Below are 25588 nucleotides of genomic sequence, written 5' to 3'. Positions count from 1 at the left end.
CGTGGTGCATTCGCCTTTTGCCGTCTGCCTGTCGGGTCGGGGGCGAGCCTGCCTCCCCGCAGGCCGCCCCCTCCGCCCGCTTCCCTGCGGGCGGCCCCGGTCAGCCGTCAACGGCTCATCGATTTTCACGCCGGACCGGATCATCGCTGCCACGCTCTGCTTTTCAGGGAGATGAGTTTCGCTGTGATGGGTTGAGCATCTGCCCGCCGCTGCGGAGGTCAGATGCCCTGAGAGGCACAGAACATGGGGCGAACGGAACCTTTCTGCGGGGTTACATGGAGAGACATCCTGCGATCTGAAAAGGGTATCTGTTACACCGGCAGGGAAATTCCCCCTCAAGTCCCGCAAGCTATACTTATCTTTACGCGCAAACAACACAACCTGAAACTCCCGTCACAACATTAGTAAAAACGCGGTTACTCATTAGTTTAATTCATGTGAATAGTTAAGCTGATGCCGACGTTCCCTCTTACACTATGCGCAGTTATTACATCGTTTCTGGAAGTTTCCAGTCACCCTGTCAGGAGTATTATCGTGATTAGTCTATTCGACATGTTTAAGGTGGGGATTGGTCCCTCATCTTCCCATACTGTAGGGCCTATGAAGGCGGGTAAACAGTTCGTCGATGACCTGGTCGAAAAAGGATTACTGGATAGCGTTACCCGTGTTGCCGTCGACGTGTATGGTTCACTGTCGCTCACGGGTAAAGGTCACCACACCGATATCGCCATTATTATGGGCCTGGCAGGCAACGAACCTGCCACCGTAGATATTGACAGCATTCCGGGTTTCATCCGCGATGTTGAAAATCGCGGTCGCCTGCTGCTGGCGCAGGGCCAGCATGAAGTCGATTTCCCGCAAAATGACGGGATGCGTTTTCACAATGGCAACCTGCCGCTGCATGAAAACGGCATGCAGATCCACGCCTACAGCGGGGATAACGTTGTCTATAGCAAAACGTATTATTCTATCGGCGGGGGATTTATCGTCGATGAAGAACATTTCGGTCAGGACGCCGCTGGTGAAGTCAGTGTGCCGTATCCGTTCAAATCGGCTACCGAACTGCTGGGCTTTTGCAACAGCACCGGTCTGTCGCTTTCAGGGCTGGCCATGCAAAACGAACTGGCGCTGCACAGCAAGAAAGAGATCGAAGACTATTTTGGTCACGTCTGGCAGACCATGCAGGCCTGTATCGATCGCGGGATGAACACCGAAGGCGTGCTGCCGGGGCCGTTACGCGTACCGCGCCGTGCTTCCGCGCTGCGCCGGATGCTGGTTTCCAGCGACAAGCTGTCCAGCGATCCGATGAACGTGATTGACTGGGTGAACATGTTTGCTCTCGCGGTCAACGAAGAAAACGCTGCCGGTGGGCGCGTGGTTACCGCGCCGACAAACGGGGCGTGCGGGATCGTGCCTGCTGTGCTGGCCTATTACGATCACTTTATTGAATCCGTCAGCCCGGATATCTATACCCGCTACTTCCTGGCGGCCGGGGCGATCGGCGCGCTGTATAAAATGAACGCCTCCATTTCCGGCGCGGAAGTGGGCTGTCAGGGTGAAGTCGGCGTGGCGTGTTCAATGGCTGCCGCAGGCCTGGCGGAACTGCTGGGCGCCAGTCCGGAGCAGGTATGCGTTGCCGCGGAAATCGGCATGGAGCATAACCTGGGGCTGACCTGCGATCCGGTTGCCGGTCAGGTTCAGGTTCCGTGCATCGAGCGGAACGCCATTGCCTCGGTCAAAGCGATCAACGCTGCGCGGATGGCCATGCGCCGTACCAGCGCGCCCCGCGTCTCGCTGGATAAAGTCATCGAAACGATGTACGAAACCGGTAAAGACATGAACGCGAAATACCGGGAAACGTCTCGCGGCGGTCTGGCGATCAAAGTGCAGTGTGACTAAGCCCGCCCACTCACACGCATAATTTTCCTTTCGCCCATCTGCCACGGATGGGCGAAATTTTTTGCCCTCTCTCGTCGGCCCGCATTTTCCCCACTACACTTGCTCTGTTACGGTTGGCTTTTGTGGCCGACGGTTTTCGGGTGGCCTGCATGCAGACAGCACAACGGATCATAAAAAAATATCGCCGCAGACGTTTTATTCTTTGCACGCTTTGTGCGCTGGTGACACTCATTCTGACGCTGAGCGTTCGATTTATTTCGGAGCGGAATTTAAATCAGCAGCGCACCGCCACCTTTGCCTCCCGCGCGGTGGCCTCACTGGATGAGATCCTCCGTCCCTTGCAAAACGGACGCGACAATCTACTGCCTTTAATTGGGCTTCCCTGCGCCTCGGCGCACCTGCCTTTACGTAAAGAGGTCGCCAGGCTGCAAACGGTACGGGCTATCGCGCTGGTGCGAAACGGCGTGCTGTATTGCTCCAGCGTGCTTGGCCTGCGCGATGTTCCGATCCGCCAGCTTCAGCCCGATCTCCCAGTTGCGGATGCCAGGCTGTTGCTTTCCACAGACGCGGTACTTATTGCTGGCACCCCTATTCTGATCCAGTGGTATCCCGCTTCGCCCGATGGCAAAGACGGTCTGCTGGAGGTGATAAACATCGACCTGCTCATCTCTTTATTGCTGGAGCCGCGAAAACCGCAAATTACCCACGCCAGTCTGACGGTCGGCAACCGCCATCTCCTTTACGGTAAGGGTGTCGTCGCTACTCTGCCTCCTCTCGATGGAGATGAGCGCTATCAACATCACTCGCAGCACTTTCCCTTTACCATCAGCGTCACCGGCCCGGGTGCAGAGGCACTGGCGTTGAGGACGTTACCGACCCAGTTGCCGCTGGCCCTCCTGCTAAGCCTGCTGGTGGGGTATCTCATGTGGCTGGTCACCGCCAACCGGGTGAGTTTCTCCTGGGAAATTAACCTCGCCATCGCCCAGCGGGAGTTTGAACTGTTCTGCCAGCCGCTACTGGACGCGCACACGCAGCAGTGTACAGGGGTGGAAATCTTGCTGCGCTGGAATAACCCGCGTCAGGGCTGGATCTCACCGGACGTGTTTATTCCTATCGCGGAAGAACATCATCTCATCGCGCCGTTGACCCGGTATGTGATAGCGGAAACCATTCGGCAACGGCATTTTTTCCCGATGAGCCACCAGTTTCATATCGGCATCAACGTTGCCGCCAGCCACTTTCATAAGGGTGAGCTACTGAGGGATCTGGACCAGTACTGGTTCAGCGCACAGCCTGTGCAGCAACTGGTTATTGAACTAACGGAACGCGATGCCCTGCGGGATGTGGACTATCGTACCGTTCGCGAAATGCAGCGCCAGCATATCAAACTGGCGATCGATGATTTCGGCACCGGTAATAGCTCGCTGTCATGGCTGGAAAAGCTGCGCCCGGACGTGCTGAAAATTGATAAGTCGTTCACCCATGCCATTGGCACCGACGCCGTTAACTCGACGGTGACCGACATTATTATCGCCCTCGGGCAACGACTGAACATTGAACTGGTCGCGGAAGGAGTGGAAACGCAGGAACAGGCGCAGTATTTGCGCCGTCATGGCGTGCATTTGCTGCAAGGCTATCTTTATGCGAAACCCATGCCGCTGCGTGATTTTCCGCAGTGGCTGGCGGGAAGCCTGCCGCCTCCCGCCAGGCATAACGGGCGCATGACGCCCGTGATACCGCTGCGCTAGAGGCGATTACTCCTCTTCATCGTGCGCAGGCTGCTCTTTAACAATTCGCACCAGATCCACGCGATAGTCGTTAGCGTCGACAATGGTAATGCTGAGCGGGGCGACCTCAACCACCTCTCCAACATGGGGGATGTGTCCCTTCGCAGCAATCACCAGACCGGCCACCGTCGCGATATCTTCATCCTCATTAACCAAATTGTCCACCGCCAGCGCCTGTTGCAACGCGTGGAGATCGGTGCCGCCTTTCACTAACCAGCCGTTACCGTCAGCGGTGATTTCCGGCGTTTCGTCAGCATCCGGGAACTCTCCGGCGATAGCTTCCAGCACGTCCAGCGGCGTCACCAGCCCCTGTACGACGCCAAACTCGTTGGTGACGATCACAAAACTGCCGCGGGCGCGGCGCAGTACGCCGAGCAGGTTGATAGGATCCAGCGTTTCCGGGACCACTATCGCAGGCGAAGCCGAGGCGATCGCCGCCACGTCAACGCCCTCTTCCAGCGCCACCAACAGTTCTTTCGCCCGCACGATACCAATGATCTCATCCAGTTCGCCACGGCACACCGGGAACAGACTATGCGGCGAAGAAAGCAGTTGCTCGCGAATTTCATTCACGCTCAGGTTCGCGTCCACCCAACTGATTTCCCCGCGCGGTGTCATGATACCGCGCAGCGAGCGCTGGGCCAGGGTCAGGACGCCGTTAATCATATAGCGTTCTTCTTCCGCAAATGCGCCTTCCGGAATGGGCACCGCTGTCTGGCTGTCCGGCTCATGGGCCACGGCAGCCTGGCGTTTACCGCCCATCAAACGCAGGATGGCGTCGGCGGTACGGGCGCGCAGCGGTAACGTTGACTGATGGCGAATGAAGTTGCGACGCGCAATCTGATTAAACACCTCAATGATGATCGAGAAACCAATCGCCGCGTACAGATACCCTTTCGGTATATGGAAACCAAAACCTTCCGCCACGAGGCTAAGACCGATCATCAGCAGGAAGCTGAGACAGAGCACCACCACCGTTGGGTGCTGGTTGACGAAACGGGTCAGCGGCTTCGACGCCAGCAGCATTACCGCCATGGCGATCACCACGGCCGCCATCATCACCGGCAGATGGTTCACCATACCGACCGCAGTAATCACCGCATCAAGTGAGAACACGGCGTCAAGAATAACGATCTGCGTGACCACCACCCAGAAACTGGCGTAGCCTTTTCCATGCCCTGAATCGTGCTCACGGTTTTCCAGCCGTTCATGCAGTTCTGTTGTCGCCTTGAACAGCAGGAATATCCCCCCCAGCAGCATAATCAGGTCGCGGCCAGAGAAGGTGAAATCCATAACGGAGAACAGCGGTTTGGTCAGGGTCACCATCCAGGAAATGATGGACAGTAGCGCCAGGCGCATAATCAGCGCGAGCGATAAACCGATAAGGCGCGCTTTGTCACGCTGCTTTGGCGGCAGCTTATCCGCAAGAATTGCAATAAAGACCAGGTTATCGATACCCAGAACAATTTCAAGAACGACGAGCGTGAGCAAACCCGCCCAAATTGAAGGGTCCATTAAGAATTCCATGACAAGCTCCTGCTTAAGGAATGGTTAACAGGCGATACGGCAATATGCAGACGAAAAGTGTGACACGAAATGCCAGACTGGCAGGCGCGTTGCGGCCTGAAAGTGAAATGACGTCGGTGACGATCCATATAGCGGGCTGGTGCCCTATACTCCTGATAAGTTAAACGGACGTTAAACATAACAGAGAGAATGCATTTTTGGCAAAGATTTACCTTCCTTTGCAAAGAAATGTAACAGGGATATTTTACTCTACGAAATTTCTCATCGGCGAAAGCTAAATTACGGATCTTCATCACATAAAATATTTTTTTCGATATCTAAAATAATTCACGAAACTCATTGCTTTTTCATTGTAACCCTTATCTGAATCGATTCGATTGCGGACGACGATTCAAATACATCTTACTGAATGATGTGTTAACGATAATAAAGGAGGTAGCAAGTGACCATTGCTATTGTGATAGGCACACATGGTTGGGCTGCAGAGCAGTTACTCAAAACAGCAGAGATGTTGTTAGGCGAGCAGGAAAACGTCGGCTGGATCGATTTCGTTCCTGGTGAAAACGCTGAGACACTGATCGAAAAGTACAACGCTCAGCTAGCAAAACTCGACACCAGCAACGGCGTGCTGTTTCTCGTCGATACGTGGGGTGGCAGTCCGTTTAACGCTGCCAGCCGCATTGTCGTCGACAAAGAGCATTACGAAGTGATCGCTGGCGTCAATATTCCTATGCTGGTTGAAACCTTTATGGCGCGAGACGACAACCCGAGCTTTGACGAGCTGGTGCAGCTTGCTGTCGAAACCGGTCGCGAAGGCGTGAAAGCGCTGAAAGCGAAACCGGTTGAAACGGCGGCGCCTGCGCCTATCGCCGCTGCGCCTAAAGCGGCGGCCCCCGCGAAGCCGATGGGACCGAATGATTATATGGTGATTGGCCTTGCGCGCATCGATGACCGTTTAATCCACGGTCAGGTGGCGACCCGCTGGACTAAAGAAACGAACGTGACCCGCATTATCGTCGTCAGCGACGAAGTGGCTGCGGATACCGTGCGTAAAACACTGTTAACCCAGGTCGCACCGCCCGGCGTGACGGCCCATGTGGTTGACGTCGCCAAGATGATTCGCGTTTACAACAACCCGAAATATGCCGGCGAGCGTGTGATGCTGCTGTTCACTAACCCGACCGACGTCGAACGTATTGTGGAAGGCGGCGTGAAGATCACCTCTGTCAACATTGGCGGTATGGCTTTCCGTCAGGGTAAAACCCAGGTGAACAACGCAATCTCCGTCGATGCGAAAGATATCGAAGCCTTCAATAAACTCAACGCGCGCGGGATTGAACTTGAAGCGCGGAAAGTTTCCACCGATCCAAAACTGAAAATGATGGATTTGATCGCCAAAGTGGGCAAGTAACCACCGGCATTTAATTAGCTTTCACACATATGTCTGTATAGCAATAGGAGAAGTACAATGGAGATTACCACTCTTCAGATTGTGCTGGTGTTCATCGTCGCATGTATCGCGGGTATGGAGTCGGTACTTGATGAATTTCAGTTCCACCGCCCACTGGTGGCCTGTACGCTCATTGGCGCCGTTCTCGGGGATATGAAAACCGGTATTATCATCGGTGGTACCCTGGAAATGATCGCGCTGGGCTGGATGAACATCGGTGCTGCGGTCGCACCGGATGCCGCACTGGCCTCTATTATCTCGACCGTTCTGGTTATCGCGGGTCATCAAAGCATTGGCGCCGGTATTGCGCTGGCGATCCCGCTGGCCGCGGCAGGCCAGGTGCTGACCATTATCGTTCGTACCATCACTGTCGCATTCCAGCACGCTGCGGATAAAGCCGCGGAAAGCGGCAACCTGACGGCGCTCTCCTGGCTACACGTTTCCTCCCTGTTCCTGCAGGCGATGCGTATCGCTATCCCGGCGGTGATCGTGGCGATCTCCGTAGGCACCAGCGAAGTTCAGGGCATGCTGAACGCGATTCCGGAAGTGGTGACAGGCGGTCTGAACATCGCCGGCGGCATGATTGTGGTCGTCGGTTACGCGATGGTCATCAATATGATGCGCGCAGGCTATCTGATGCCGTTCTTCTACCTCGGCTTCGTCACTGCGGCGTTTACTAACTTCAACCTGGTTGCTCTGGGTGTGATTGGCGCGGTCATGGCCATCCTCTACATTCAGTTGAGCCCGAAATATAACCGTGTCGCAGGTGCGCCAGTACAGGCCGCGGGTAACAACGATCTCGATAACGAACTGGACTAACAGGTGAACGAAATGGTTGATATGACTAAAACTACCACCGAGAAAAAACTCACTCAGAGTGACATTCGTGGCGTGTTCATCCGTTCTAACCTGTTTCAGGGTTCATGGAACTTCGAACGTATGCAGGCGCTGGGTTTCTGCTTCTCCATGGTACCGGCCATTCGCCGTCTGTATCCGGAGAACAACGATGCGCGTAAGCAGGCCATCAAACGTCACCTGGAATTCTTTAATACCCATCCGTACGTTGCCGCACCGGTTCTCGGCGTCACGCTGGCGATGGAAGAACAGCGCGCCAACGGCGCAGAGATTGACGATGGCGCGATCAACGGTATCAAAGTCGGTCTGATGGGACCGCTGGCGGGCGTCGGCGACCCGATTTTCTGGGGTACCGTACGTCCAGTATTCGCGGCATTAGGCGCCGGGATCGCGATGAGCGGTAGCCTGCTTGGTCCGCTGCTGTTCTTCATTCTGTTTAACCTGGTGCGCCTGGCGACCCGCTACTACGGCGTGGCCTACGGTTATCGCAAAGGCGTCGATATCGTTAAGGATATGGGCGGCGGCTTCCTGCAAAAACTGACTGAGGGGGCGTCAATCCTCGGCCTGTTTGTCATGGGGGCGTTGGTGAACAAGTGGACGCACGTCAATATTCCACTGGTGGTTTCCACGATCACCGGTCAGGACGGACAGACCCGCGTCACCACAGTTCAGACCATCCTCGACCAGTTGATGCCGGGCCTGGTGCCGCTGCTGCTGACCTTCGCCTGTATGTGGCTGCTGCGTAAGAAAGTTAACCCGCTGTGGATTATCGTTGGCTTCTTCGTCATCGGTATCGCAGGTTACGCCGTCGGCCTGCTGGGCCAGTAAGACTGTTGTACACTACCGGGGCCAAACGGCCCCGTTTTTATTTTCTCTGGAGGACAGATGTCGATCACGGACCTGGTGCTGGTTTTCTTTATCGCCGCGTTACTGGCATACGCGATTTACGATCAGTTCATCATGCCCCGCCGCAACGGCCCCACTCTGCTTGCTATCCCCCTGCTACGTCGGGGACGCGTGGACAGCGTTATTTTCATCGGTTTACTCGCCATTCTGATCTACAACAACGTCACCAGCCATGGGGCAATTCTGACCACCTGGTTATTATGTGCGCTGGCGTTGATGGGCTTTTATATTTTCTGGATCCGCGCGCCCAGAATCATCTTCAAGCAGCAAGGCTTTTTCTTCGCCAATGTGTGGATAGAATATAACCGGATTAAAGAGATGAATTTATCGGAAGATGGCGTTCTGGTGATGCAATTAGAGCAACGGCGTTTACTCATTCGCGTTCGGAATATCGATGACCTCGAAAAAATATATAAACTTCTTGTTTCCTCTCAGTGAGTTACAGTTATAGCCTGGGCAATGTTTTACTGTTTTTTTCGGTAACAAAAACATAGCTCAGGCTATATATCCGCTTCGGAAATGTTATTTATTTTAACGTTTTTTCAATAATTAAAGCCAAATGAAAATCGTTTTCAATTAGAAGTCAAATAATATTCCCCCGCAGTTGTTTTATATTCTCAAAATATGTTAAGGTTGCGCCGTCATTGGGGAGTAGCCGATTTCCAGACTCCGGAAATGTACGTGTCAACATACTCGTTGCAAAACGTGGCGCGTACGGACTCATCGTCAGTTGAGTCAGGCGAGACCATAGGCGCATCAACTGCTGTGCAGGCCACAGAACATTGTTCCGGCATGCATGTTTACTGGGGGCAGTGGTGTGTTTTATGGAAACCCCGGTCAGGACGCTGTCATGAATATCACCGCCACAATTATTCTCGCTTTCGGTATGTCAATGGATGCATTTGCCGCATCCATTGGTAAAGGCGCCACGCTGCACAAACCTAAATTTTCTGAAGCCCTGCGCACGGGACTGATTTTCGGCGCGGTCGAAACCCTGACGCCGCTGATCGGCTGGGGGCTGGGGATGCTGGCAAGTAAGTTCGTGCTGGAGTGGAACCACTGGATCGCCTTTATCCTGCTGGTTTTTCTTGGCGGCAGGATGATGATTGAAGGCATTCGCGGCGGTAACGACGAGGATGAAGAACCCCTGCGCCGTCATGGTTTCTGGTTGCTGGTGACCACCGCCATCGCCACCAGCCTCGACGCGATGGCCGTTGGCGTAGGTCTGGCGTTCCTGCAGGTCAATATCATTGCCACCGCGCTGGCTATCGGCTGCGCGACTCTGATCATGTCAACGACGGGTATGATGGTCGGCCGTTTTATCGGTCCCCTGCTCGGTAAACGGGCCGAAATACTTGGCGGGTTGGTCCTGATTGGCATTGGCGTCCAGATCCTCTGGACGCACTTTCACGGTTAAGCCGCGCGTTGCCAGATGTGCAGACTAAAGTCCGTCTGGCAATCAAAGGTCTCTCTGTCGGCCAGCGCCGTCCACACTTCCGCTTTCGCCCGCCAGGCGAATGGCGTCATCTGCAACAACGCCACCGCTGCCTGCCCACTCAGGGACATGGGGTAAGCGAGAGAAACCGACTCGACTAAAGTGAATCCTTCCAGCTGTTCCGCATGCGGCGCATGAAGGCGCACGTCATCATAGATCAGCCCTTTCAGCTCCATTAAATGACGCGGCCCTGGCGTGGCGGTGATCACCCATCCGCCGGGTTTAACCACCCGCGCCAGTTCGGCGGCCTTACACGGTGCGTAAATCCTGACAATGGCGTTCAGGCTGGCGTCGGCAAACGGCAGGCGATGGCTGGATGCCACACAAAACGTGACCTGCGGATAGCGTTTTGCGGCGGCTTTAATGGCCACCTTCGCGACGTCCAGTCCATAAAGGGTAGCCGCAGGGAGAGCGTCAGCAAAGGCATGGGTGTAGTACCCCTCCCCGCAGCCGATATCCAGAATCGACGGGGCCGGAACGTCCAGACGCCCATAGAGTTGCGCCACCACGGCGTCACGCAGCGGTTGATAATGCCCCGCGTCCAGAAAGGCGCGTCGCGCCTGCATCATTTCGGCACTGTCACCCGGATCGCGTGAACGTTTGTGTTGTACCGGCAGCAGATTCACATACCCCTCTTTCGCCACGTCAAACTGATGACGCTGTGGACAGAGATAGCTGTTCTTCACCTGTTTAAGCGGCAGGTGACATAGGGGGCAGGAAAACGACATAGTAACTCCGGCAGGCTGCTAAAGGGCGCAAGTGTAGCGCGATTTGCGCCCCGGGAGAATATGTCACCACGTGGTCTCAGGCGCCTGCGCGCCATGCATTACCAGCAGATGACTGGAATCGGCAGGCATGCCGTCCGGTTTTACATTTTCCAGACGCAGCACATCCCCCATTATCTGGCTGAAAACGGGCGCGGACACCGCACCGCCATAATACGAACCGTTTTGCGGATCGTTGATCACCACCACCAGCGCAAATTTCGGCGCGCTTGCTGGCGCGACACCGGCGGTATAGGCCACATATTTATCAACATATTTCCCGTCAGCGCCAATCTTCTTGGCGGTACCGGTTTTCACCGCCACCCGGTAATCCCGCACGGCGGCCTTCGTCCCGCCGCCTCCCGGCAAGGCGACGCTTTCCATCATATGTTCTACCTGTTTAACCAGCGCTTGGGGCATCACCCGTTTTCCCATCACCGGCGGGTCTATGCGGGTAATAGAGAGTGGTCGGTAGATACCGAAACTGCCAATCGTGGCGTAAACGTGCGCCAGTTGTAACGGTGTGACCATCAGCCCGTAGCCAAAGGCAAACGTCGCCCGATCGAGATCGCTCCAGTAGCGGCGCTGCGGCATCAGCCCGCGACTTTCGCCGGTAAGCCCCAGCCCTGTCGGTTGACCGAAGCCAAAGTTTTTATAGGTATCGATCAGCCTCTGAACCGGCATCGCCAATGACAAATGCGACACGCCGGTATCACTCGACTTCTGTAAAATACCGGTCAGCGTAAGCTCCGGATAAAATCCCACGTCGCGTATGCGATGTCCATCGAGGGTAAACGGATGGGTATCAATGACACTGTCCGGCTGCACTATGCCCTGCTGCAACGCCGTCATAATGACCAGCGGCTTCACCGTCGACCCCGGCTCAAAGGTGTCGCTGATGGCACGATTACGGAAATCATCCAGCACCGCGCCGTCACGATTGTTCGGGTTAAAGTCCGGGTAGTTCGCCATCGCCAGCACCTCGCCGGTGGCAATGCTCACTAGAATAGCGGCCCCCGACTCCGCTTTGTTCCAGGTGACGGCGTTATCCAGCGCGTCTTCCGTTATGGTTTGCAACCGCTCATCAATACTGAGCTGCAAATTGTGCGCCGGGACTGGACTGACTTCAGTAATGTTCTCAATCACATGACCAAACTTATCTTTTCGCACCAGGCGCGACCCCGGTTTGCCCATCAGTTGCGCGTTAAAACTTTTCTCCACGCCTTCGATGCCCTGGCCGTCGATATTGGTAAAGCCGATGAGATTCGCCGCGACGTGACCTGCGGGATAAAAACGACGGGATTCTTCGCGCAAATTGATCCCTGGCAGATTAAGCTTATCGATCCACTGCGCCTGCTGCGGCGAGACCTGACGGGCGAGATAAAGAAAGCGGCTGGACGGATCGCGATTGACCCGGGCCGCCAGCGTACTCAGCGAAAGATGCAGCGTTTTTGCCAGCGCCTGCCAGCGTTCGTTATATCCTACCCCACCCTTGCCGATCAGCGTTTTCGGATCCGCCCAGACGGCGTTGACCGGAACGCTGACCGCCAGCGGACGACCTTCCCGGTCGGTTATCATCCCGCGCGGCGAAGCCGTGGTCACATGGCGTAACGAACGCATATCTTCTTGTTTTACCAGCGTGTCGGGCGTCACAATTTGTAGCCATGCCACCCGCCCCAGCAGCAGCCCAAGACTGAGCAATATGGCGAGACAGAGGAGCGCGAAGCGCGCTGGCGTGAAGTTTCTCGCCGCCCCTTCATTTTTCTTTTTCACCTGTACTCCGGCTTTCATTCTTTTCAGGTGATTGATTTAACGAGAAATCCGGCAGGAATGCGGGGGGAACAATGCTAATAATGTCGCGGCTTTGCAACAAACCACTAACGGATGAGGGTTTTGAAATATTTTGAAGGATTATGAATTAAAAAGCCCCGCATTCGCGAGGCTTTAAATCTGAGTGTGATGCGCGCGAGCGCTTCAAATCAGTGGTGTCGATCAGATAGCGGTTACGTTAACAGCAGCCGGGCCTTTCTGGCCGTCCTGAATTTCGAACTCAACGTTCTGGCCTTCAGCCAGAGTTTTGAAGCCATTACCCTGGATAGCGGAGAAGTGTACAAACACATCTTTGCTGCCGTCTGCCGGAGTAATAAAGCCAAAACCTTTAGACTCGTTGAACCACTTAACTTGACCTTTAATCTTTGCCATTTGCAAAATTCCTTAGAGTGTTTTCTTTGCCCGCAGGCATTACCTAGATGAAACTGAGACATTACTGCATGAGGCACTAATATAAGGTTCGGCAGAGAAGCGGTATTCAACGACAACGTGTTTACTCAGGACTTCTTTACTGAAAATGCCACACATAAACAGAACTGTACCTCGTTTAACCCAAAACGTGTTATCACATACAACGTTAATTATGGCAAGCCATTTTTAAACGTGTCTCGATCCGTCGCACAAATCTCACGAGACGATAAGGTGTATCTGCACAGTTATGCGTCAACACGCGTATCGTTATATTCCCGCGGCGTTCCAGCACCTTCGCCGGATCGGTTGCGCAACAAGGACTTGTTAACCATAGACCAGGAGTTTCAGAACCGCCAGCTTATCCCCGATCATTTTGTTGGTTTACGGCGTTTTCACAAATTCTGCTTTGTTATGCATAAATTGTTTCAACGCAAAAATGTCGGGTTGCATAAATTCCAAAACATTTTACCCTGCCGGGTTTTCTTCTCTTCTTATGCACTAATTTAATGAAAGAATGATGACAATGCACAAAAAAAGGGAGAGAAACGTTTCGATAAAAATAAAAACGATCGTTATCACATAACGAAAACCAACGCGTTATTCCCGGTTAAGAAAATATAATACCGAGACAGCGCACGTTAACAGTTTAATAGAACGAGGAAAAAGGGATATAACGAAGCGGTGAGGAATGCACAAATAAAGTGCGCCTGCAAAAGCGACATGCAGGAGTGACGCGATGGCAGGCAACGTCACTCCCGTTCTTACCGCTGGATTAACGCTCTGCAACAAGACGGATGATGCCATCATCCTCTTTTGCGTCATTCACTGCTTTTGGCGCTTCCGTGGTTTTCTCCGGTTCGTTGGCTTCACAGAGGCGGCGCAGCAATGCATTTTGCCGCTTCTGTTGTTCCAGTAACGCTTCAAGCAGTTCTATCTGCTCGTTCGTTCGAGAGCTGGCGCGGTTAACGAAGAACCACAGCACCAGACCGACAACCAGAACCCCCACCGATACAATCAATGACGCAAAATTAAGCACGCCAGAATTTACAACTTCGTTCATTTCACCACCTCACAATAGACGCGCTATTCTACCACCGCGCCAGAGGAAGGAAATCAACGGATGCGAAAATGGCATCACCAGGGGATAAATTTATTGATGGCGCAAATTCCATTGAAGAATTGAACATCCTGATCGCACATGAGGTTGAACACCTGAGCCCACAGCAGCAGGCACACGAGTACAACAACAACCAGAATGACCCATCGAAACTTTTTCACTCCACTCTCCGCTTCAACACCTTATGGCGCTAAATTACCATGCGCTACTTAAACCGGGGCTAACTGTAGCGACAATAGCATCTTTTAGGAATCATTCACTTGTTTCAATAGTTGTAGCCGTTAAGCTCAGTCTCACCAACAAAAGAAAAGAGGTCATAATGCGTTTGATTATTCGCGCTATTGTTTTGCTTGCGCTGGTCTGGATTGGCCTGTTACTGAGTGGGTATGGTGTGCTGATCGGCAGCCAGGAGAACGCAGCCGGATTGGGCCTGCAGTGTAAATACTTAACGGCCCGCGGCACGGCGACTGCGCAATATATTCATTCTGATAGCGGCATCATTGGTTTAACGAACTGCCCGCTGCTACGCAAAAGCGCAGTGGTGGTGGATAATAATTGATCTTCTGCCGAAGCGGGAGAGGAAGCAAATAAGAAATACAGGAACGATTTGCCCCTGTATTTCTTGTCACGCCTCGCGTTGCGTTAACGCGTCATCTCATTCCGTAGATTGTCAAAACGGATAGTCGTTATAGCCCATTTGCTCAGAGATTTTACGTGCGGCGGTATGCAGCATTTCAACATACTCGTGCAAGCGTTCTTCAGAGAAACGTAGGGTCGGGAAAGAAATGCTGAGACCGGCGATCACTACGCCAAAACGGTCGAATACCGGCACCCCGATGCAGCGCAATCCCTCTTCCTGTTCTTCATTGTCTTCGCCGTAGCCCTGCTCGCGCACCTTATCCAGCAGCGGCAGCAACGCTTCCGTGGTGGTGATGGTACGTTCGGTGCTGCGTTTATACTCAACGCCGTCAAGAATTTGCTTCACTTCCTCACGGTCGCGCCAGGCCAGCAGGACTTTACCAATCGCGGTACTGTACAGCGGGTTACGGCGGCCAATTCGGGAGTACATGCGCAGATTGTACATGGAGTCGATTTTATGGATGTAAACGATGCTGTCTTCATCCAGCGCCCCCAGGTGCACCGTCTCTTTGGTCAGACGGGAAAGTTCTCGCATCTGGATATCGGCGCTGCGGATAAGATCGACGTTTTGCAACGCACGCGCGCCCAGTTCAAACAGTTTGAGCGTCAGAGAATACTTCTCTGATTCGCCTTCCTGCGCCACATAGCCCAGGGTTTTCATGGTCTGCAAAAAGCGATAAACGGTGCTCTTTGACATCATGACGCGCTGAGACAGCTCGGTAATCCCTATTTCACGCTCTTCTCCCAGCGCCTGCAAAATGCCAAAAACCTTTAGCACGGAAGATACAGAATCGGGCTGTTTATCCAGATCTGCGTTAGCCATTTATCACCTCATTACGAGTGTTTTATAAAAATCAGAACGAGTTTTTATTATAATTTCAGCGCCAGGCGGCCGCAATCCATCTTTGCTTACTTCGTTACAAATCTGCGACATAAGGCCTGAATATCAGTGCTAAAATCGCTACCCTGATCATACTCCTCGCAAAAACTATCAACCATATGAATAAATCACAGGCCGACGGTCTGCCGCTTCCGCAGCGCTACGGTGCTATTTTCACCATCGTCATCGGGATCTCAATGGCCGTGCTTGATGGCGCGATCGCTAATGTGGCGTTGCCCACCATCGCCACCGATCTCCAGGCTTCTGCCGCCAGCTCTATCTGGGTGGTTAACGCTTACCAAATCGCGATTGTCGTTTCGTTACTGTCACTGTCTTTTCTTGGCGATATGTTTGGCTATCGCCGTATTTACAAATGCGGACTGGTGGTCTTTCTGCTGGCTTCGCTTTTCTGCGCGCTTTCCGACTCGTTACAGATGCTCACCGTGGCGCGTGTGGCGCAGGGTTTCGGTGGCGCGGCGTTAATGAGCGTCAATACGGCGCTCATCCGTCTGATCTACCCCCAGCGCCATCTGGGACGCGGAATGGGGATTAACTCGTTTATTGTCGCCGTCTCGTCTGCCGCTGGCCCCACCATTGCCGCCGCCATCCTCTCCATCTCATCATGGAAGTGGCTGTTTTTAATTAATGTCCCGCTGGGCATTATCGCCCTGCTGCTGGCAATCCGCTATCTGCCGCCCAACGCGCCGCGGGAGAATAAACCACGCTTCGATCTCCCGAGCGCGATCATGAATGCCTTGACGTTTGGTCTGTTAATCACGGCCCTCAGTGGTTTTGCGCAAGGACAATCGCTGACGTTAATTACCGCGGAGCTGGTGGCGCTGATGATAGTAGGTTACTTATTTATCCGCCGACAGTTGGCCCTTCCTGTGCCGCTGTTGCCGGTCGATCTGCTGCGTATTCCGCTTTTTTCCCTGTCGATTGGCACATCCATCTGCTCTTTCTGCGCTCAAATGCTGGCAATGGTCTCCCTGCCTTTTTATCTGCAAACGGTTCTGGGACGTAGTGAAGTGGAAACCGGCTTGCTGTTGACCCCCTGGCCGCTGGCCACAATGGTGATGGCCCCGCTGGCGGGGTATCTGATCGAGCGTGTTCACGCCGGATTACTTGGCGCGATGGGCATGGTGGTGATGGCATGCGGCCTGTTCGCGCTGGTGTTGCTGCCTTCTGCGCCGTCCGACTTTAATATCATCTGGCCGATGATTTTATGCGGGGCGGGTTTTGGACTGTTCCAGTCGCCAAACAATCACACCATTATCACGTCAGCCCCGCGCGAACGCAGCGGCGGCGCGAGCGGTATGCTGGGAACAGCACGTCTGCTGGGACAAAGTACGGGCGCGGCATTGGTTGCCCTTATGCTCAACCATTTCGGTGATAACGGCACGCACGTTTCCCTGCTGGCAGCCGGTATTCTGGCGTCGGTGGCGGCCGTGGTGAGTGGATTACGCATCACTCAACCTCGTTCGCAGGCGTAAAAAATGCGCGTCAAAAGACGCGCATTCAGATTCAACCATGATGTCCGGGAAGCGTCAGCGCCACCGGACATCATGTCTTACTTCAGGTATGCGCCACTGCGCAGCGCTTCGATACGTTTATCCAGCGGCGGGTGCGTCATAAACAGTTCGCTCAGGGACTTGCCCTTACCGTTAATGCAAAACGCCATCATGCTGGATGCTTCCTGCGGTTCATAGCTGGTTTTCAGACGCTGTAATGCGGCAATCATTTTTTCACGCCCGACCAGCTTCGCAGAGCCCGCGTCGGCATGGAATTCACGGTGACGGGAGAACCACATGGTGATAATGCTTGCCAGAATGCCGAAGACCAGCTCCAGAACCATCGCCACCACGAAGTAGATCATCGGGTTGCCGTTGCTGCCCTCACCCTCGTCGCGGTTGCCGCCAAGAAAACCTGCGGCGATCTGCGCCAGAATACGCGAAATAAAGATAACAAAGGTGTTCACGACCCCCTGAATCAGGGTCATTGTCACCATGTCACCATTGGCGATATGGCTAATTTCGTGCGCAATAACCGCTTCGGCTTCGTCCGGACTCATGTTTTGCAGCAGACCAGTACTGACCGCCACCAGCGACGCGTCACGGCGCGCACCGGTCGCAAAGGCGTTAATATCCGGCGCATGGTAAATAGCCACCTGCGGCATGGCGATACCCGCCTGACGCGCCTGCGTTTCGACGGTGTTTAACAGCCAGCGTTCTCTTTCATTGCGCGGTTGCTCAATCACTTCTCCGCCCACGGAACGCAACGCCATCCATTTGGACATCAGCAGAGAGATGAAGGAACCACCAAAACCGAACAGCAGCGCCATGATCATCAGGCCCTGTACGCTGCTCGACTGAATTCCTGTCAGACTTAACACCAGACCGAACACAACCATGACGGCCAGGTTCGTTAACAGGAAGAGCGCGATTCGCATCATAATTTTCTTTTAACCTCAACTTAACAAAACGCACTATGCGATTACCCACATCGTATGGGTCGTATGGTTATTTTCAAGCATCAGCGGGCGGTAAGTCACCAGAAAGACACAACTTTACATTTTGTTGCCGTTGGCTGACGTCCTGCTGCGAGTGTTAAAAAAACAGGCACAATTTCTTGTGCCTGTGTGGGGTTATTTGGCGGGAGCGGGCTGTTCTGCGGGCTTCTCTTTTTCGAGGCGCGCCAGATCCAGCGCGATTTTCACGGTTTCATCAAGATACGGATCCGGTTCCTGGTAATCTTTCGGCAGATCGTCCAGTTTCTTCAACACCGGTTTGCCTTCACGCGTAAACCGATCGTTGATCCGCGCCAGACGCAACGCATCATCTTCATTATTCTCTTTTTCACGCTGAGCATAATTGAGAGAAACGATATTGCGTTTATCCTTCATAGCATTGAAACGGGCAATGTCCTTCATGATGTACTGGAACTCAGGATCGCTGGCGATACGGGCATTGTGCGCTTTCAGCAACGCGGGTCCGAACGGTTTGAGATCGTCTGACTTCACATAAGTTGCCGCATCAATGCTATCCCACGGCAGTGCGTTATCTTCGAATTTCTCACCGGTTTCCGTCTCTTCATTACCTGTCGGCATGATGATATCCGGCGTTACCCCTTTGCGCTGGGTACTGCCGCCGTTCACGCGGTAGAATTTCTGGATCGTATACTGCACCGAGCCCAGCGCGGGCCATTCCGGACGCAGCATTTGATCGTAAATACGGTTCAGGGAACGATATTGCTGAACGGTACCTTTGCCGAAGGTCGGTTCGCCAACGATTAACGCACGACCGTAGTCCTGCATCGCCGCGGCGAATATTTCCGACGCCGATGCGCTAAAGCGATCGACCATTACCACCAGCGGCCCTTTATAGTACACAACGCCATCGGTATCGCTGTCTTCACGGACTTTACCGTTATTGTCGCGCACCTGGACCACCGGACCTGAAGGGATAAACAGACCAGAGAGCGAAACCGCCTCGGTCAATGCCCCGCCGCCGTTGGTACGCAGATCGATAATGACGCTGCTGACATTCTGTTTTTCCAGCTTCTGCAACTGGACTTTCACATCGTCAGTCAGACCGACGTAGAAGCCCGGAATGTCCAACACGCCGACCTTCTCTTTGCCGACGGTTTTAACGGTCATTTTAACCGCGCGATCTTCAAGACGAATACGTTCACGGGTCAGCGTCACAATGCGGGTTTTTGTCCCCTTACCGGCAGGCAAAATTTCCAGGCGAACCTTACTGCCCTTTGGACCTTTGATAAGCGCAACCACGTCATCAAGACGCCAGCCAATCACATCCACCATGCTCTTGCCGGTCTGTCCTACGCCGACAATGCGATCGCCAACGCTAATCGCTTTACTTTTCGCCGCCGGACCGCCCGCGACCATGGAGTTAATAACCGTATAGTCGTCATCCATCTGCAACACCGCGCCAATGCCTTCCAGAGACAGGCTCATTTCAGTATTAAACTGCTCGGTGTTGCGCGGCGAGAGGTAGTTGGTATGGGGGTCGATTTCGCGGGCGAATGCCGTCATCGCCAGGGAAAAAACGTCTTCACTGTTGGTCTGAGTCAAACGGCGAATCGCTGATTTATAGCGGCGCGTCAGCGTTTCGCGAATTTCTTTGTCGGTTTTGCCGGTCAGCTTGAGGCTAAGCTCATCAAATTTCACTTTGCTGTCCCACAGCACATTCAGCTCAGCCTCATTTTTCGGCCAGGGCGCTTTGCTGCGGTCCAGGTTGAAATTATCGTTGCCGGTAAAATCCATCGGACGTTCCAGCACCGTTAACGCGTACTGATACCGTTCGAAGCGGCGCTTTTGCGCCAGATTGTAGAGATCGTAGAAAACGTCAAGCTTTCCCGAACGTAGCTCGTCACCTATTTGGCCTTTCTTCTTCGCGTACTGTTCTACGTCGCCAGCCAGCAATACGTTATGGCTATAGTCGAGAAGATTTAAATAACGGTCGAAAATTTTGGCGGAAAAAGCCTCGTCAAGATCGAACTGACGATAATGCGAACGCGTGAAGCGCGACGTAACGCGCTCACTGACGGTCGCATGTTGCGTTTCTTCCTTAAGGACGGGAATTTGATCGGCACGCGTAATGTCGTCTACAGCGAAGGTCTGGCCTGCTAATGCAAGCAGGCCAGCTAACGCGGTAAGCCTAAAAATTCTGTTCATGCCAGGCCTGGCCTCCGTTTCAGAACACCAGGTGTTCTGCGCGTACAATCAAAGACATACCCGAATTCAGCTGTACACGGACACCATCTTTGGTGATTTCTAATACCGTGGCATCCATCGCATCGTTACCCGCTTTCACCTTCAGAGACTGGCCTACGCTCAGGACGGAAATATCCGAAACCGGAGTCAGCTTCTCTTCACGAGGGGCGCGCGGCGCTTTTGCAGCCGGTTTTTCTCCACGCGGTTTACGTTCGGTCGCGTCTTTACGGCGCGGAGCTGGACGCGGCTTGCGCTCGCGGCGTGGCGCGTCGGAGGTTTCCCCTGCGGCAGCGGCAGCTTCGCGTTTTTTCGCTTGCTGTTCCGCACGCTGCGCCTGAACGCGTGCTTTCGCTTCTTCAAGCTGCTTACGCGCGTGTTCAACATGCTGCTCATCCAGCTCACCGCACGGGTTGCCGTCGAGATCAACACGCGTCGCGCCCGGCTTCACGCCGTACAGGTAACGCCAGCTGGAAGTATAAAGACGTAAAGCGGAACGAAGTTGCGTTTTGCTGAGGTTCATTTCACCCTCAATACGCTCCACCAGATCCTGAAAAATACCAATTTTCAGCGGGCGCGCTTCGCCTTCCGCACTAAAGCACTGCGGAAAACGCTCGGCCAAAAACGCGATAACTTCTTTACTGCTATTCAACTTAGGTTGATTTTCCATGAAATTTCCTGATTACAACGGACGTAGCCAACAAGCCGCAGGCATGAACAGGCGTCATTATAATGACGCCATCAGTAATTGCTACGTTATCCGTTGATTATCCTGCGACGCTCGCAAAGAATTTTTTGTAATCCGACGTTGCAAGCACGGTCTGGAGCTGTTCTACCAGCTCACGAAGTCCGGCTTCGTCCTCTTCAGTGAAACGTCCGAACACCGTACTGTCGATATCCAGCACGCCGATTTGCTGCGCGTTTACCGTAACCGGCAGCACGATTTCCGCATTGCTCGCGGCATCGCAGGCTATGTGTCCATCAAACGCGTGAACGTCTTCAATACGCTGAACCTGATTTTGCGCGATGGCGGTACCGCATACGCCGCGCCCCACCGGGATCCGCACGCAGGCGATTTTGCCCTGAAACGGGCCCAGCACCAACGTGTCGTTTTCCAGCAGGTAAAAACCCGCCCAGTTCACGTCAGCCAGACGTTCGTACAGCAGCGCGCTGGTATTCGCCAGCGTTGCCAAAAAACTGGTCTCCCCTGCCATCAATGCCTGAAAATCGCGGTTCAGATCCGCATACAGCTCGGTCTTGTTCATTATTTAATCACTTGGTTGTCTTACGCTTACTGCCGGACTATTAAAATAAGCATTAAATGCGTTATTGCTCAAGATCATTCCCGTCATGAGTTAATATTACATTAATCTAACACTTTGAATCGCGATACATGGCTCTCAAGACTCAACACATTACGCCAACCAAAAAAATAGCGATCTGGTCCATCAGCGAAGCTCTTCCCCGTGCACACTATCAGCGCTGCCCTCAGTGCGACCTGCTGTTTAGTCTGCCGAAAATGCGTTCTCACCAGAGCGCCTATTGCCCCCGCTGCCAGGCGAAAATACGCGACGGTCGCGACTGGTCGTTAACCCGTCTCGCGGCGATGGCGGTTACCATGATGCTGCTGATGCCCTTTGCCTGGGGCGAGCCGCTGCTGCACATCTATCTGCTCGGCATCCGCATTGACGCCAACGTTATGCAGGGGATCTGGCAGATGACCAAACAGGGCGATCCTGTCACCGCCGCGATGGTGTTCTTTTGCGTCGCCGGCGCGCCGCTGATCCTTGTCACCGCAATAGCCTATCTGTGGTTTGGCAATATCCTCGGCATGAACCTGCGCCCAGTCCTGCTGATGCTGGAAAGACTGAAAGAGTGGGTGATGCTGGACATTTACCTGGTCGGCATTGGCGTCGCGTCAATTAAGGTTCAGGATTACGCCTTCTTACAGCCGGGCGTCGGCCTTTTCGCTTTCGTGGCGTTAGTCATCCTGAGCATCCTGACGCTCTCGCACCTCAACGTCGAGCAGCTGTGGGAGCGTTTTTATCCGCAGCGGCCAGCAAATCGACCGGACGAAAAGCTCCGCGTCTGCCTCGGCTGCCATTTTACCGGCTACCCGGATCGCCGGGGACGCTGCCCGCGCTGTCACATTCCGCTGCGCGAACGTCGAAACCAGAGCATACAAAAATGTTGGGCGGCGCTGCTGGCGTCAATTGTCTTTCTGCTGCCCGCGAACCTGTTGCCTATCTCGGTGATCTACGTCAACGGCGGGCGTCAGGAAGACACCATCATGTCCGGTATTATGTCGCTCGCCAGCAGCAATATCGCCGTTGCCGCCGTGGTCTTTATCGCCAGTATTCTGGTGCCCTTTACCAAAGTGATCGTCATGTTTACCCTGCTGCTCAGCATTCATTTCAAATGTGAGCAGGGGCTGCGGACGCGCATCCAATTGCTGCGGATGGTGACCTGGATCGGCCGTTGGTCGATGCTGGATCTGTTTGTCATTTCGTTAACCATGTCGCTCATTAACCGCGACCAGATTCTTGCTTTTACTATGGGACCGGCTGCGTTTTATTTCGGCGCAGCGGTAATTTTGACTATTCTTGCTGTTGAATGGCTGGACAGCCGCTTACTTTGGGATGCACATGAGTCAGGAAACGCCCGCTTCGCAGACTGAAGCGCAAATTAAAACAAAACGCCGTATCTCGCCTTTCTGGCTATTGCCGCTCATTGCTTTAATGATTGCGGGCTGGCTGATATGGAACAGCTACGAGGATCGTGGAAACACCGTTACCATCGACTTTCAGTCGGCGGACGGTATTGTGCCGGGGCGAACGCCCGTCCGTTATCAGGGCGTCGAAGTCGGTACTGTCCAGGATATCAGCCTGAGTAAAGACCTGCGCAAAATTGAAGTGCGGGTCAGCATTAAATCAGACATGAAGGATGCCCTGCGCGAAGAAACCCAGTTCTGGCTGGTCACGCCCAAAGCCTCGCTTGCGGGCGTCTCCGGGCTTGACGCGCTGGTCGGCGGCAACTATATCGGCATGATGCCCGGCAAGGGCGCCGAAAAGGATCACTTTGTCGCTCTCGACACCCAGCCGAAATATCGTCTTGATAATGGCGATTTAATGATTCATCTGCATGCTCCGGATCTCGGTTCGCTGAACAGCGGCTCACTGGTCTATTTCCGTAAGATCCCGGTCGGCAAAGTGTATGACTACAGCATCAATCCTAATAAACAGGGCGTCACTATCGACGTGCTGATCGAACGCCGATTCACCAACCTGGTGAAAAAAGGCAGTCGCTTCTGGAACGTGTCGGGCATCGACGCAGACGTCAGCCTGAGCGGGGCGAAAGTGAAGCTCGAAAGCCTGGCCGCACTGGTTAACGGCGCTATCGCCTTTGACTCGCCGGAGTCGTCAAAACCGGCGGAGCAAGAAGATTCCTTCGGGCTGTATGAAGATCTGGCCCACAGCCAGCGTGGCGTTATTGTGAAGCTGCAACTGCCGAGCGGCGAAGGGCTGAAGGCGGACTCCACCCCGCTGATGTATCAGGGGCTTGAGGTTGGCGAACTCACCAAACTGGTATTACAACCGGGTGGTAAAGTCACCGGCGAAATGACCGTCGATCCCAGCGTGGTCACGTTATTGCGTGAGAATACCCGCATTGAACTGCGCAGTCCTAAACTCTCGCTTAGCGACGCCAATATAAGCTCGCTGCTGACGGGCAAAACCTTTGAGCTGGTACCCGGCGACGGCGAACCGCGTAGCGAGTTTGTGGTCGTTCCCGGCGAAGAAGCGCTTTTGCACGAGCCTGACGTTCTGACCCTGACTCTCACCGCGCCGGAAAGCTACGGCATTGACGCGGGGCAGCCGCTGATCCTGCATGGCGTTCAGGTCGGCCAGGTTATCGACCGCAAACTGACCCCCAAAGGCGTGACTTTTACCGTCGCCATCGATCCGCAACATCGCGATCTGGTGAAAGGCGACAGCAAATTTGTCGTCAATAGTCGGGTCGACGTCAAAGTCGGACTTGACGGCGTGGAGTTTCTCGGCGCCAGCGCCAGCGAATGGATCAACGGCGGTATTCGCATTCTGCCCGGTAATAAAGGCGAAATGAAATCCAGCTATCCGCTGTATGCCAATCTGGAAAAAGCGGTGGAAAATAGCCTCAGCGATCTGCCTACGACCACCCTGACGCTCAGCGCGGAAACGCTGCCTGACGTGCAGGCGGGTTCGGTCGTGCTGTATCGAAAATTTGAGGTGGGTGAAGTGATCACGGTGCGTCCGCGCGCCAACGCGTTTGATATCGACCTGCATATCAAACCGGAATACCGTAACCTGCTGACCAGCAACAGCGTGTTCTGGGCGGAAGGCGGCGCGAAAGTGCAGCTCAACGGCAGCGGGTTGACCGTTCAGGCCTCTCCCCTGTCGCGGGCGCTGAAAGGCGCGATCAGCTTCGATAACCTGAGCGGCGCGAGCGCCAGCCAGCGTAAAGGCGACAAACGCATTCTGTACGCCTCGGAAACCGCCGCCCGCGCCGTTGGCGGCCAGATTACCCTTCACGCTTTTGATGCCGGGAAGCTGGCTGCCGGCATGCCGATCCGCTACCTCGGGATTGATATCGGGCAAATCCAGACCCTGGAACTGATCACCGCCCGCAACGAAGTTCAGGCGAAAGCGGTGTTATACCCGGAATACGTGCAGACCTTTGCCCGCGCGGGCACCCGTTTCTCGGTGATCACCCCGCAAATCTCGGCGGCAGGCGTGGAGCATCTGGACACCATCCTGCAACCTTATATCAACGTGGAGCCGGGGCGCGGGAATCCTCGTCGCAACTTTGAACTTCAGGAAGCCACCATCACCGATTCTCGCTATCTCGACGGTTTAAGTATTGTGGTGGAAGCGCCGGAGGCCGGTTCGCTGGCTATCGGTACGCCGGTCCTGTTCCGCGGGATAGAGGTCGGAACGGTGACCGGCATGACGCTGGGTTCGCTGTCGGACCGCGTGATGATTGCCCTGCGCATCAGCCAACGTTATCAACATCTGGTGCGCAATAATTCGGTCTTCTGGCTGGCCTCCGGCTACAGTCTGGACTTCGGCCTGACGGGCGGCGTCGTGAAAACCGGCACCTTTAATCAGTTCATTCGCGGCGGCATTGCCTTTGCTACCCCGCCAGGCATACCGCTGGCGCCGAAAGCGCAGGCAGGCAAACACTTCCTGTTGCAGGAAAGCGAACCGAAAGAGTGGCGCGAATGGGGAACGGCTCTGCCGCGCTAATACCATTGCTCCGGCGTGCT

At 54.2% G+C, this 25588-nt stretch carries 24 protein-coding genes and 1 riboswitch; of the genes, 11 read left to right on the top strand and 13 right to left on the bottom strand.

What is annotated here, in order from left to right; translation table 11 throughout:
- Positions 1-534: 534 nt before the first annotated feature.
- Together sdaA and OOJ60_RS02845 are read left to right on the top strand one after the other, a co-directional pair.
- Positions 535-1899: an L-serine ammonia-lyase gene (gene sdaA / locus OOJ60_RS02850; protein ID WP_042287775.1), complete on the top strand. Its 1365-nt coding sequence runs from the start codon at positions 535-537 to the stop codon at positions 1897-1899.
- A gap of 149 nt (positions 1900-2048) precedes the next feature.
- Positions 2049-3647, top strand: coding sequence for an EAL domain-containing protein (locus tag OOJ60_RS02845; RefSeq protein ID WP_205611899.1), 1599 nt, complete (start codon positions 2049-2051; stop codon positions 3645-3647).
- Positions 3648-3653: 6 nt separating this feature from the next.
- Here OOJ60_RS02845 and yoaE read toward each other — a convergent pair whose 3' ends face one another.
- Positions 3654-5213, bottom strand: a complete 1560-nt coding sequence (gene yoaE, locus OOJ60_RS02840; protein WP_042287780.1) for a CNNM family cation transport protein YoaE — start codon at positions 5211-5213, stop codon at positions 3654-3656.
- Positions 5201-5341: a protein YoaL gene (locus OOJ60_RS24810; protein WP_373887566.1), complete on the bottom strand. Its 141-nt coding sequence runs from the start codon at positions 5339-5341 to the stop codon at positions 5201-5203. Before OOJ60_RS24810 ends, yoaE begins: the two co-directional genes overlap by 13 nt.
- 314 nt (positions 5342-5655) lie before the next feature.
- Here OOJ60_RS24810 and manX point away from each other — a divergent pair, with 314 nt between their 5' ends.
- From manX to mntP, 5 genes are all read left to right on the top strand, one after another.
- On the top strand, positions 5656-6624 hold the full coding sequence (manX, locus tag OOJ60_RS02835; protein ID WP_205611898.1) for a PTS mannose transporter subunit IIAB: 969 nt from the start codon (positions 5656-5658) through the stop codon (positions 6622-6624).
- Between the two features lie 57 nt (positions 6625-6681).
- Positions 6682-7482: a PTS mannose/fructose/sorbose transporter subunit IIC gene (locus OOJ60_RS02830; protein ID WP_042287787.1), complete on the top strand. Its 801-nt coding sequence runs from the start codon at positions 6682-6684 to the stop codon at positions 7480-7482.
- A gap of 12 nt (positions 7483-7494) precedes the next feature.
- A complete protein-coding gene (locus tag OOJ60_RS02825) occupies positions 7495-8346 on the top strand; it encodes a PTS mannose transporter subunit IID (protein WP_024132703.1) in 852 nt (283 codons plus the stop codon).
- A 57-nt stretch (positions 8347-8403) separates the two neighbouring features.
- On the top strand, positions 8404-8862 hold the full coding sequence (locus OOJ60_RS02820; protein ID WP_042287791.1) for a DUF986 family protein: 459 nt from the start codon (positions 8404-8406) through the stop codon (positions 8860-8862).
- Positions 8863-9058: 196 nt separating this feature from the next.
- Positions 9059-9161: riboswitch (yybP-ykoY riboswitch) on the top strand.
- Between the two features lie 113 nt (positions 9162-9274).
- Positions 9275-9841: a manganese efflux pump MntP gene (gene mntP, locus OOJ60_RS02815; protein ID WP_060569600.1), complete on the top strand. Its 567-nt coding sequence runs from the start codon at positions 9275-9277 to the stop codon at positions 9839-9841.
- On the opposite strand, the gene rlmA is transcribed toward mntP, so the two are convergent.
- The 6 genes from rlmA to mgrB all read right to left on the bottom strand — a co-directional run bounded on the left by rlmA (position 9838) and on the right by mgrB (position 14202).
- Positions 9838-10647 (bottom strand): 23S rRNA (guanine(745)-N(1))-methyltransferase, encoded by an 810-nt coding sequence (rlmA, locus tag OOJ60_RS02810; RefSeq protein ID WP_205611897.1) that lies wholly within the window; start codon positions 10645-10647, stop codon positions 9838-9840. The two genes, mntP and rlmA, sit on opposite strands and share 4 nt — an antisense overlap.
- Positions 10648-10710: 63 nt before the next feature.
- A complete protein-coding gene (gene ftsI, locus OOJ60_RS02805) occupies positions 10711-12456 on the bottom strand; it encodes a peptidoglycan glycosyltransferase FtsI (RefSeq protein ID WP_205611896.1) in 1746 nt (581 codons plus the stop codon).
- A 219-nt stretch (positions 12457-12675) separates the two neighbouring features.
- On the bottom strand, positions 12676-12885 hold the full coding sequence (cspE, locus tag OOJ60_RS02800) for a transcription antiterminator/RNA stability regulator CspE (protein WP_001062678.1): 210 nt from the start codon (positions 12883-12885) through the stop codon (positions 12676-12678).
- Between the two features lie 39 nt (positions 12886-12924).
- Positions 12925-13041 (bottom strand): DUF2627 domain-containing protein, encoded by a 117-nt coding sequence (locus OOJ60_RS02795; protein ID WP_042287799.1) that lies wholly within the window; start codon positions 13039-13041, stop codon positions 12925-12927.
- A 655-nt stretch (positions 13042-13696) separates the two neighbouring features.
- Positions 13697-13984 (bottom strand): YebO family protein, encoded by a 288-nt coding sequence (locus OOJ60_RS02790; RefSeq protein ID WP_042287801.1) that lies wholly within the window; start codon positions 13982-13984, stop codon positions 13697-13699.
- A gap of 74 nt (positions 13985-14058) precedes the next feature.
- Positions 14059-14202 carry a PhoP/PhoQ regulator MgrB gene (gene mgrB / locus OOJ60_RS02785; RefSeq protein ID WP_042287804.1) on the bottom strand — a complete coding sequence of 48 codons (144 nt, stop codon included), beginning with the start codon at positions 14200-14202 and terminating at the stop codon, positions 14059-14061.
- A 158-nt stretch (positions 14203-14360) separates the two neighbouring features.
- On the opposite strand from mgrB, the gene OOJ60_RS02780 reads away from it, so the two are divergent.
- Complete coding sequence (locus OOJ60_RS02780) at positions 14361-14600, top strand: YobH family protein (protein WP_181821474.1); 240 nt, start codon at positions 14361-14363, stop codon at positions 14598-14600.
- A 111-nt stretch (positions 14601-14711) separates the two neighbouring features.
- On the opposite strand, the gene kdgR is transcribed toward OOJ60_RS02780, so the two are convergent.
- Complete coding sequence (gene kdgR, locus OOJ60_RS02775) at positions 14712-15503, bottom strand: DNA-binding transcriptional regulator KdgR (protein ID WP_042287810.1); 792 nt, start codon at positions 15501-15503, stop codon at positions 14712-14714.
- 176 nt (positions 15504-15679) lie between these two features.
- Here kdgR and OOJ60_RS02770 point away from each other — a divergent pair, with 176 nt between their 5' ends.
- The gene (locus OOJ60_RS02770; protein WP_042287812.1) at positions 15680-17053 is read left to right on the top strand and encodes an MFS transporter; all 1374 of its coding nucleotides are present in this window, start codon (positions 15680-15682) and stop codon (positions 17051-17053) included.
- A 77-nt stretch (positions 17054-17130) separates the two neighbouring features.
- Here the strand turns inward: OOJ60_RS02770 and htpX are convergent, their stop codons facing one another.
- The 4 genes from htpX to OOJ60_RS02750 all read right to left on the bottom strand — a co-directional run bounded on the left by htpX (position 17131) and on the right by OOJ60_RS02750 (position 21554).
- On the bottom strand, positions 17131-18012 hold the full coding sequence (gene htpX, locus OOJ60_RS02765) for a protease HtpX (protein ID WP_042287815.1): 882 nt from the start codon (positions 18010-18012) through the stop codon (positions 17131-17133).
- 192 nt (positions 18013-18204) lie between these two features.
- The gene (gene prc / locus OOJ60_RS02760) at positions 18205-20253 is read right to left on the bottom strand and encodes a carboxy terminal-processing peptidase (RefSeq protein WP_199956043.1); all 2049 of its coding nucleotides are present in this window, start codon (positions 20251-20253) and stop codon (positions 18205-18207) included.
- Between the two features lie 19 nt (positions 20254-20272).
- Positions 20273-20959, bottom strand: a complete 687-nt coding sequence (gene proQ, locus OOJ60_RS02755; protein WP_060569596.1) for an RNA chaperone ProQ — start codon at positions 20957-20959, stop codon at positions 20273-20275.
- A 97-nt stretch (positions 20960-21056) separates the two neighbouring features.
- On the bottom strand, positions 21057-21554 hold the full coding sequence (locus OOJ60_RS02750) for a GAF domain-containing protein (RefSeq protein WP_042287822.1): 498 nt from the start codon (positions 21552-21554) through the stop codon (positions 21057-21059).
- A 128-nt stretch (positions 21555-21682) separates the two neighbouring features.
- On the opposite strand from OOJ60_RS02750, the gene yebS reads away from it, so the two are divergent.
- Entirely contained in the window at positions 21683-22966 is a 1284-nt protein-coding gene (gene yebS, locus OOJ60_RS02745; protein WP_042287824.1) for a membrane integrity lipid transport subunit YebS, read from the top strand.
- Positions 22935-25568, top strand: a complete 2634-nt coding sequence (locus OOJ60_RS02740) for a PqiB family protein (RefSeq protein WP_181821478.1) — start codon at positions 22935-22937, stop codon at positions 25566-25568. The genes yebS and OOJ60_RS02740 overlap by 32 nt, the downstream gene beginning before the upstream one ends.
- The last annotated feature ends 20 nt before the right edge of the window (positions 25569-25588 follow it).

The sequence above is a fragment of the Citrobacter sp. R4 genome, assembly GCF_026719175.1.
Taxonomy (GTDB): domain Bacteria; phylum Pseudomonadota; class Gammaproteobacteria; order Enterobacterales; family Enterobacteriaceae; genus Citrobacter_A; species Citrobacter_A sedlakii.
Note: the sequence above shows the minus strand (reverse complement) of the source record. Positions and strands in the feature narration are given on the sequence as shown.

Excerpts from the sequence above, each read along its gene's own strand:
- OOJ60_RS02845 (WP_205611899.1), top strand. The coding sequence starts at position 2,049 with ATGCAGACAGCACAACGGATCATAAAAAAATATCGCCGCAGACGTTTT.
- yoaE (WP_042287780.1), bottom strand. The coding sequence starts at position 5,213 with ATGGAATTCTTAATGGACCCTTCAATTTGGGCGGGTTTGCTCACGCTC.
- OOJ60_RS24810 (WP_373887566.1), bottom strand. The coding sequence starts at position 5,341 with ATGGATCGTCACCGACGTCATTTCACTTTCAGGCCGCAACGCGCCTGC.
- OOJ60_RS02830 (WP_042287787.1), top strand. The coding sequence starts at position 6,682 with ATGGAGATTACCACTCTTCAGATTGTGCTGGTGTTCATCGTCGCATGT.
- OOJ60_RS02825 (WP_024132703.1), top strand. The coding sequence starts at position 7,495 with ATGGTTGATATGACTAAAACTACCACCGAGAAAAAACTCACTCAGAGT.
- OOJ60_RS02820 (WP_042287791.1), top strand. The coding sequence starts at position 8,404 with ATGTCGATCACGGACCTGGTGCTGGTTTTCTTTATCGCCGCGTTACTG.
- mntP (WP_060569600.1), top strand. The coding sequence starts at position 9,275 with ATGAATATCACCGCCACAATTATTCTCGCTTTCGGTATGTCAATGGAT.
- rlmA (WP_205611897.1), bottom strand. The coding sequence starts at position 10,647 with ATGTCGTTTTCCTGCCCCCTATGTCACCTGCCGCTTAAACAGGTGAAG.
- cspE (WP_001062678.1), bottom strand. The coding sequence starts at position 12,885 with ATGGCAAAGATTAAAGGTCAAGTTAAGTGGTTCAACGAGTCTAAAGGT.
- OOJ60_RS02795 (WP_042287799.1), bottom strand. The coding sequence starts at position 13,041 with ATGTGTGGCATTTTCAGTAAAGAAGTCCTGAGTAAACACGTTGTCGTT.
- OOJ60_RS02790 (WP_042287801.1), bottom strand. The coding sequence starts at position 13,984 with ATGAACGAAGTTGTAAATTCTGGCGTGCTTAATTTTGCGTCATTGATT.
- OOJ60_RS02780 (WP_181821474.1), top strand. The coding sequence starts at position 14,361 with ATGCGTTTGATTATTCGCGCTATTGTTTTGCTTGCGCTGGTCTGGATT.
- kdgR (WP_042287810.1), bottom strand. The coding sequence starts at position 15,503 with ATGGCTAACGCAGATCTGGATAAACAGCCCGATTCTGTATCTTCCGTG.
- OOJ60_RS02770 (WP_042287812.1), top strand. The coding sequence starts at position 15,680 with ATGAATAAATCACAGGCCGACGGTCTGCCGCTTCCGCAGCGCTACGGT.
- htpX (WP_042287815.1), bottom strand. The coding sequence starts at position 18,012 with ATGATGCGAATCGCGCTCTTCCTGTTAACGAACCTGGCCGTCATGGTT.
- prc (WP_199956043.1), bottom strand. The coding sequence starts at position 20,253 with ATGAACAGAATTTTTAGGCTTACCGCGTTAGCTGGCCTGCTTGCATTA.
- proQ (WP_060569596.1), bottom strand. The coding sequence starts at position 20,959 with ATGGAAAATCAACCTAAGTTGAATAGCAGTAAAGAAGTTATCGCGTTT.
- OOJ60_RS02750 (WP_042287822.1), bottom strand. The coding sequence starts at position 21,554 with ATGAACAAGACCGAGCTGTATGCGGATCTGAACCGCGATTTTCAGGCA.
- yebS (WP_042287824.1), top strand. The coding sequence starts at position 21,683 with ATGGCTCTCAAGACTCAACACATTACGCCAACCAAAAAAATAGCGATC.
- OOJ60_RS02740 (WP_181821478.1), top strand. The coding sequence starts at position 22,935 with ATGAGTCAGGAAACGCCCGCTTCGCAGACTGAAGCGCAAATTAAAACA.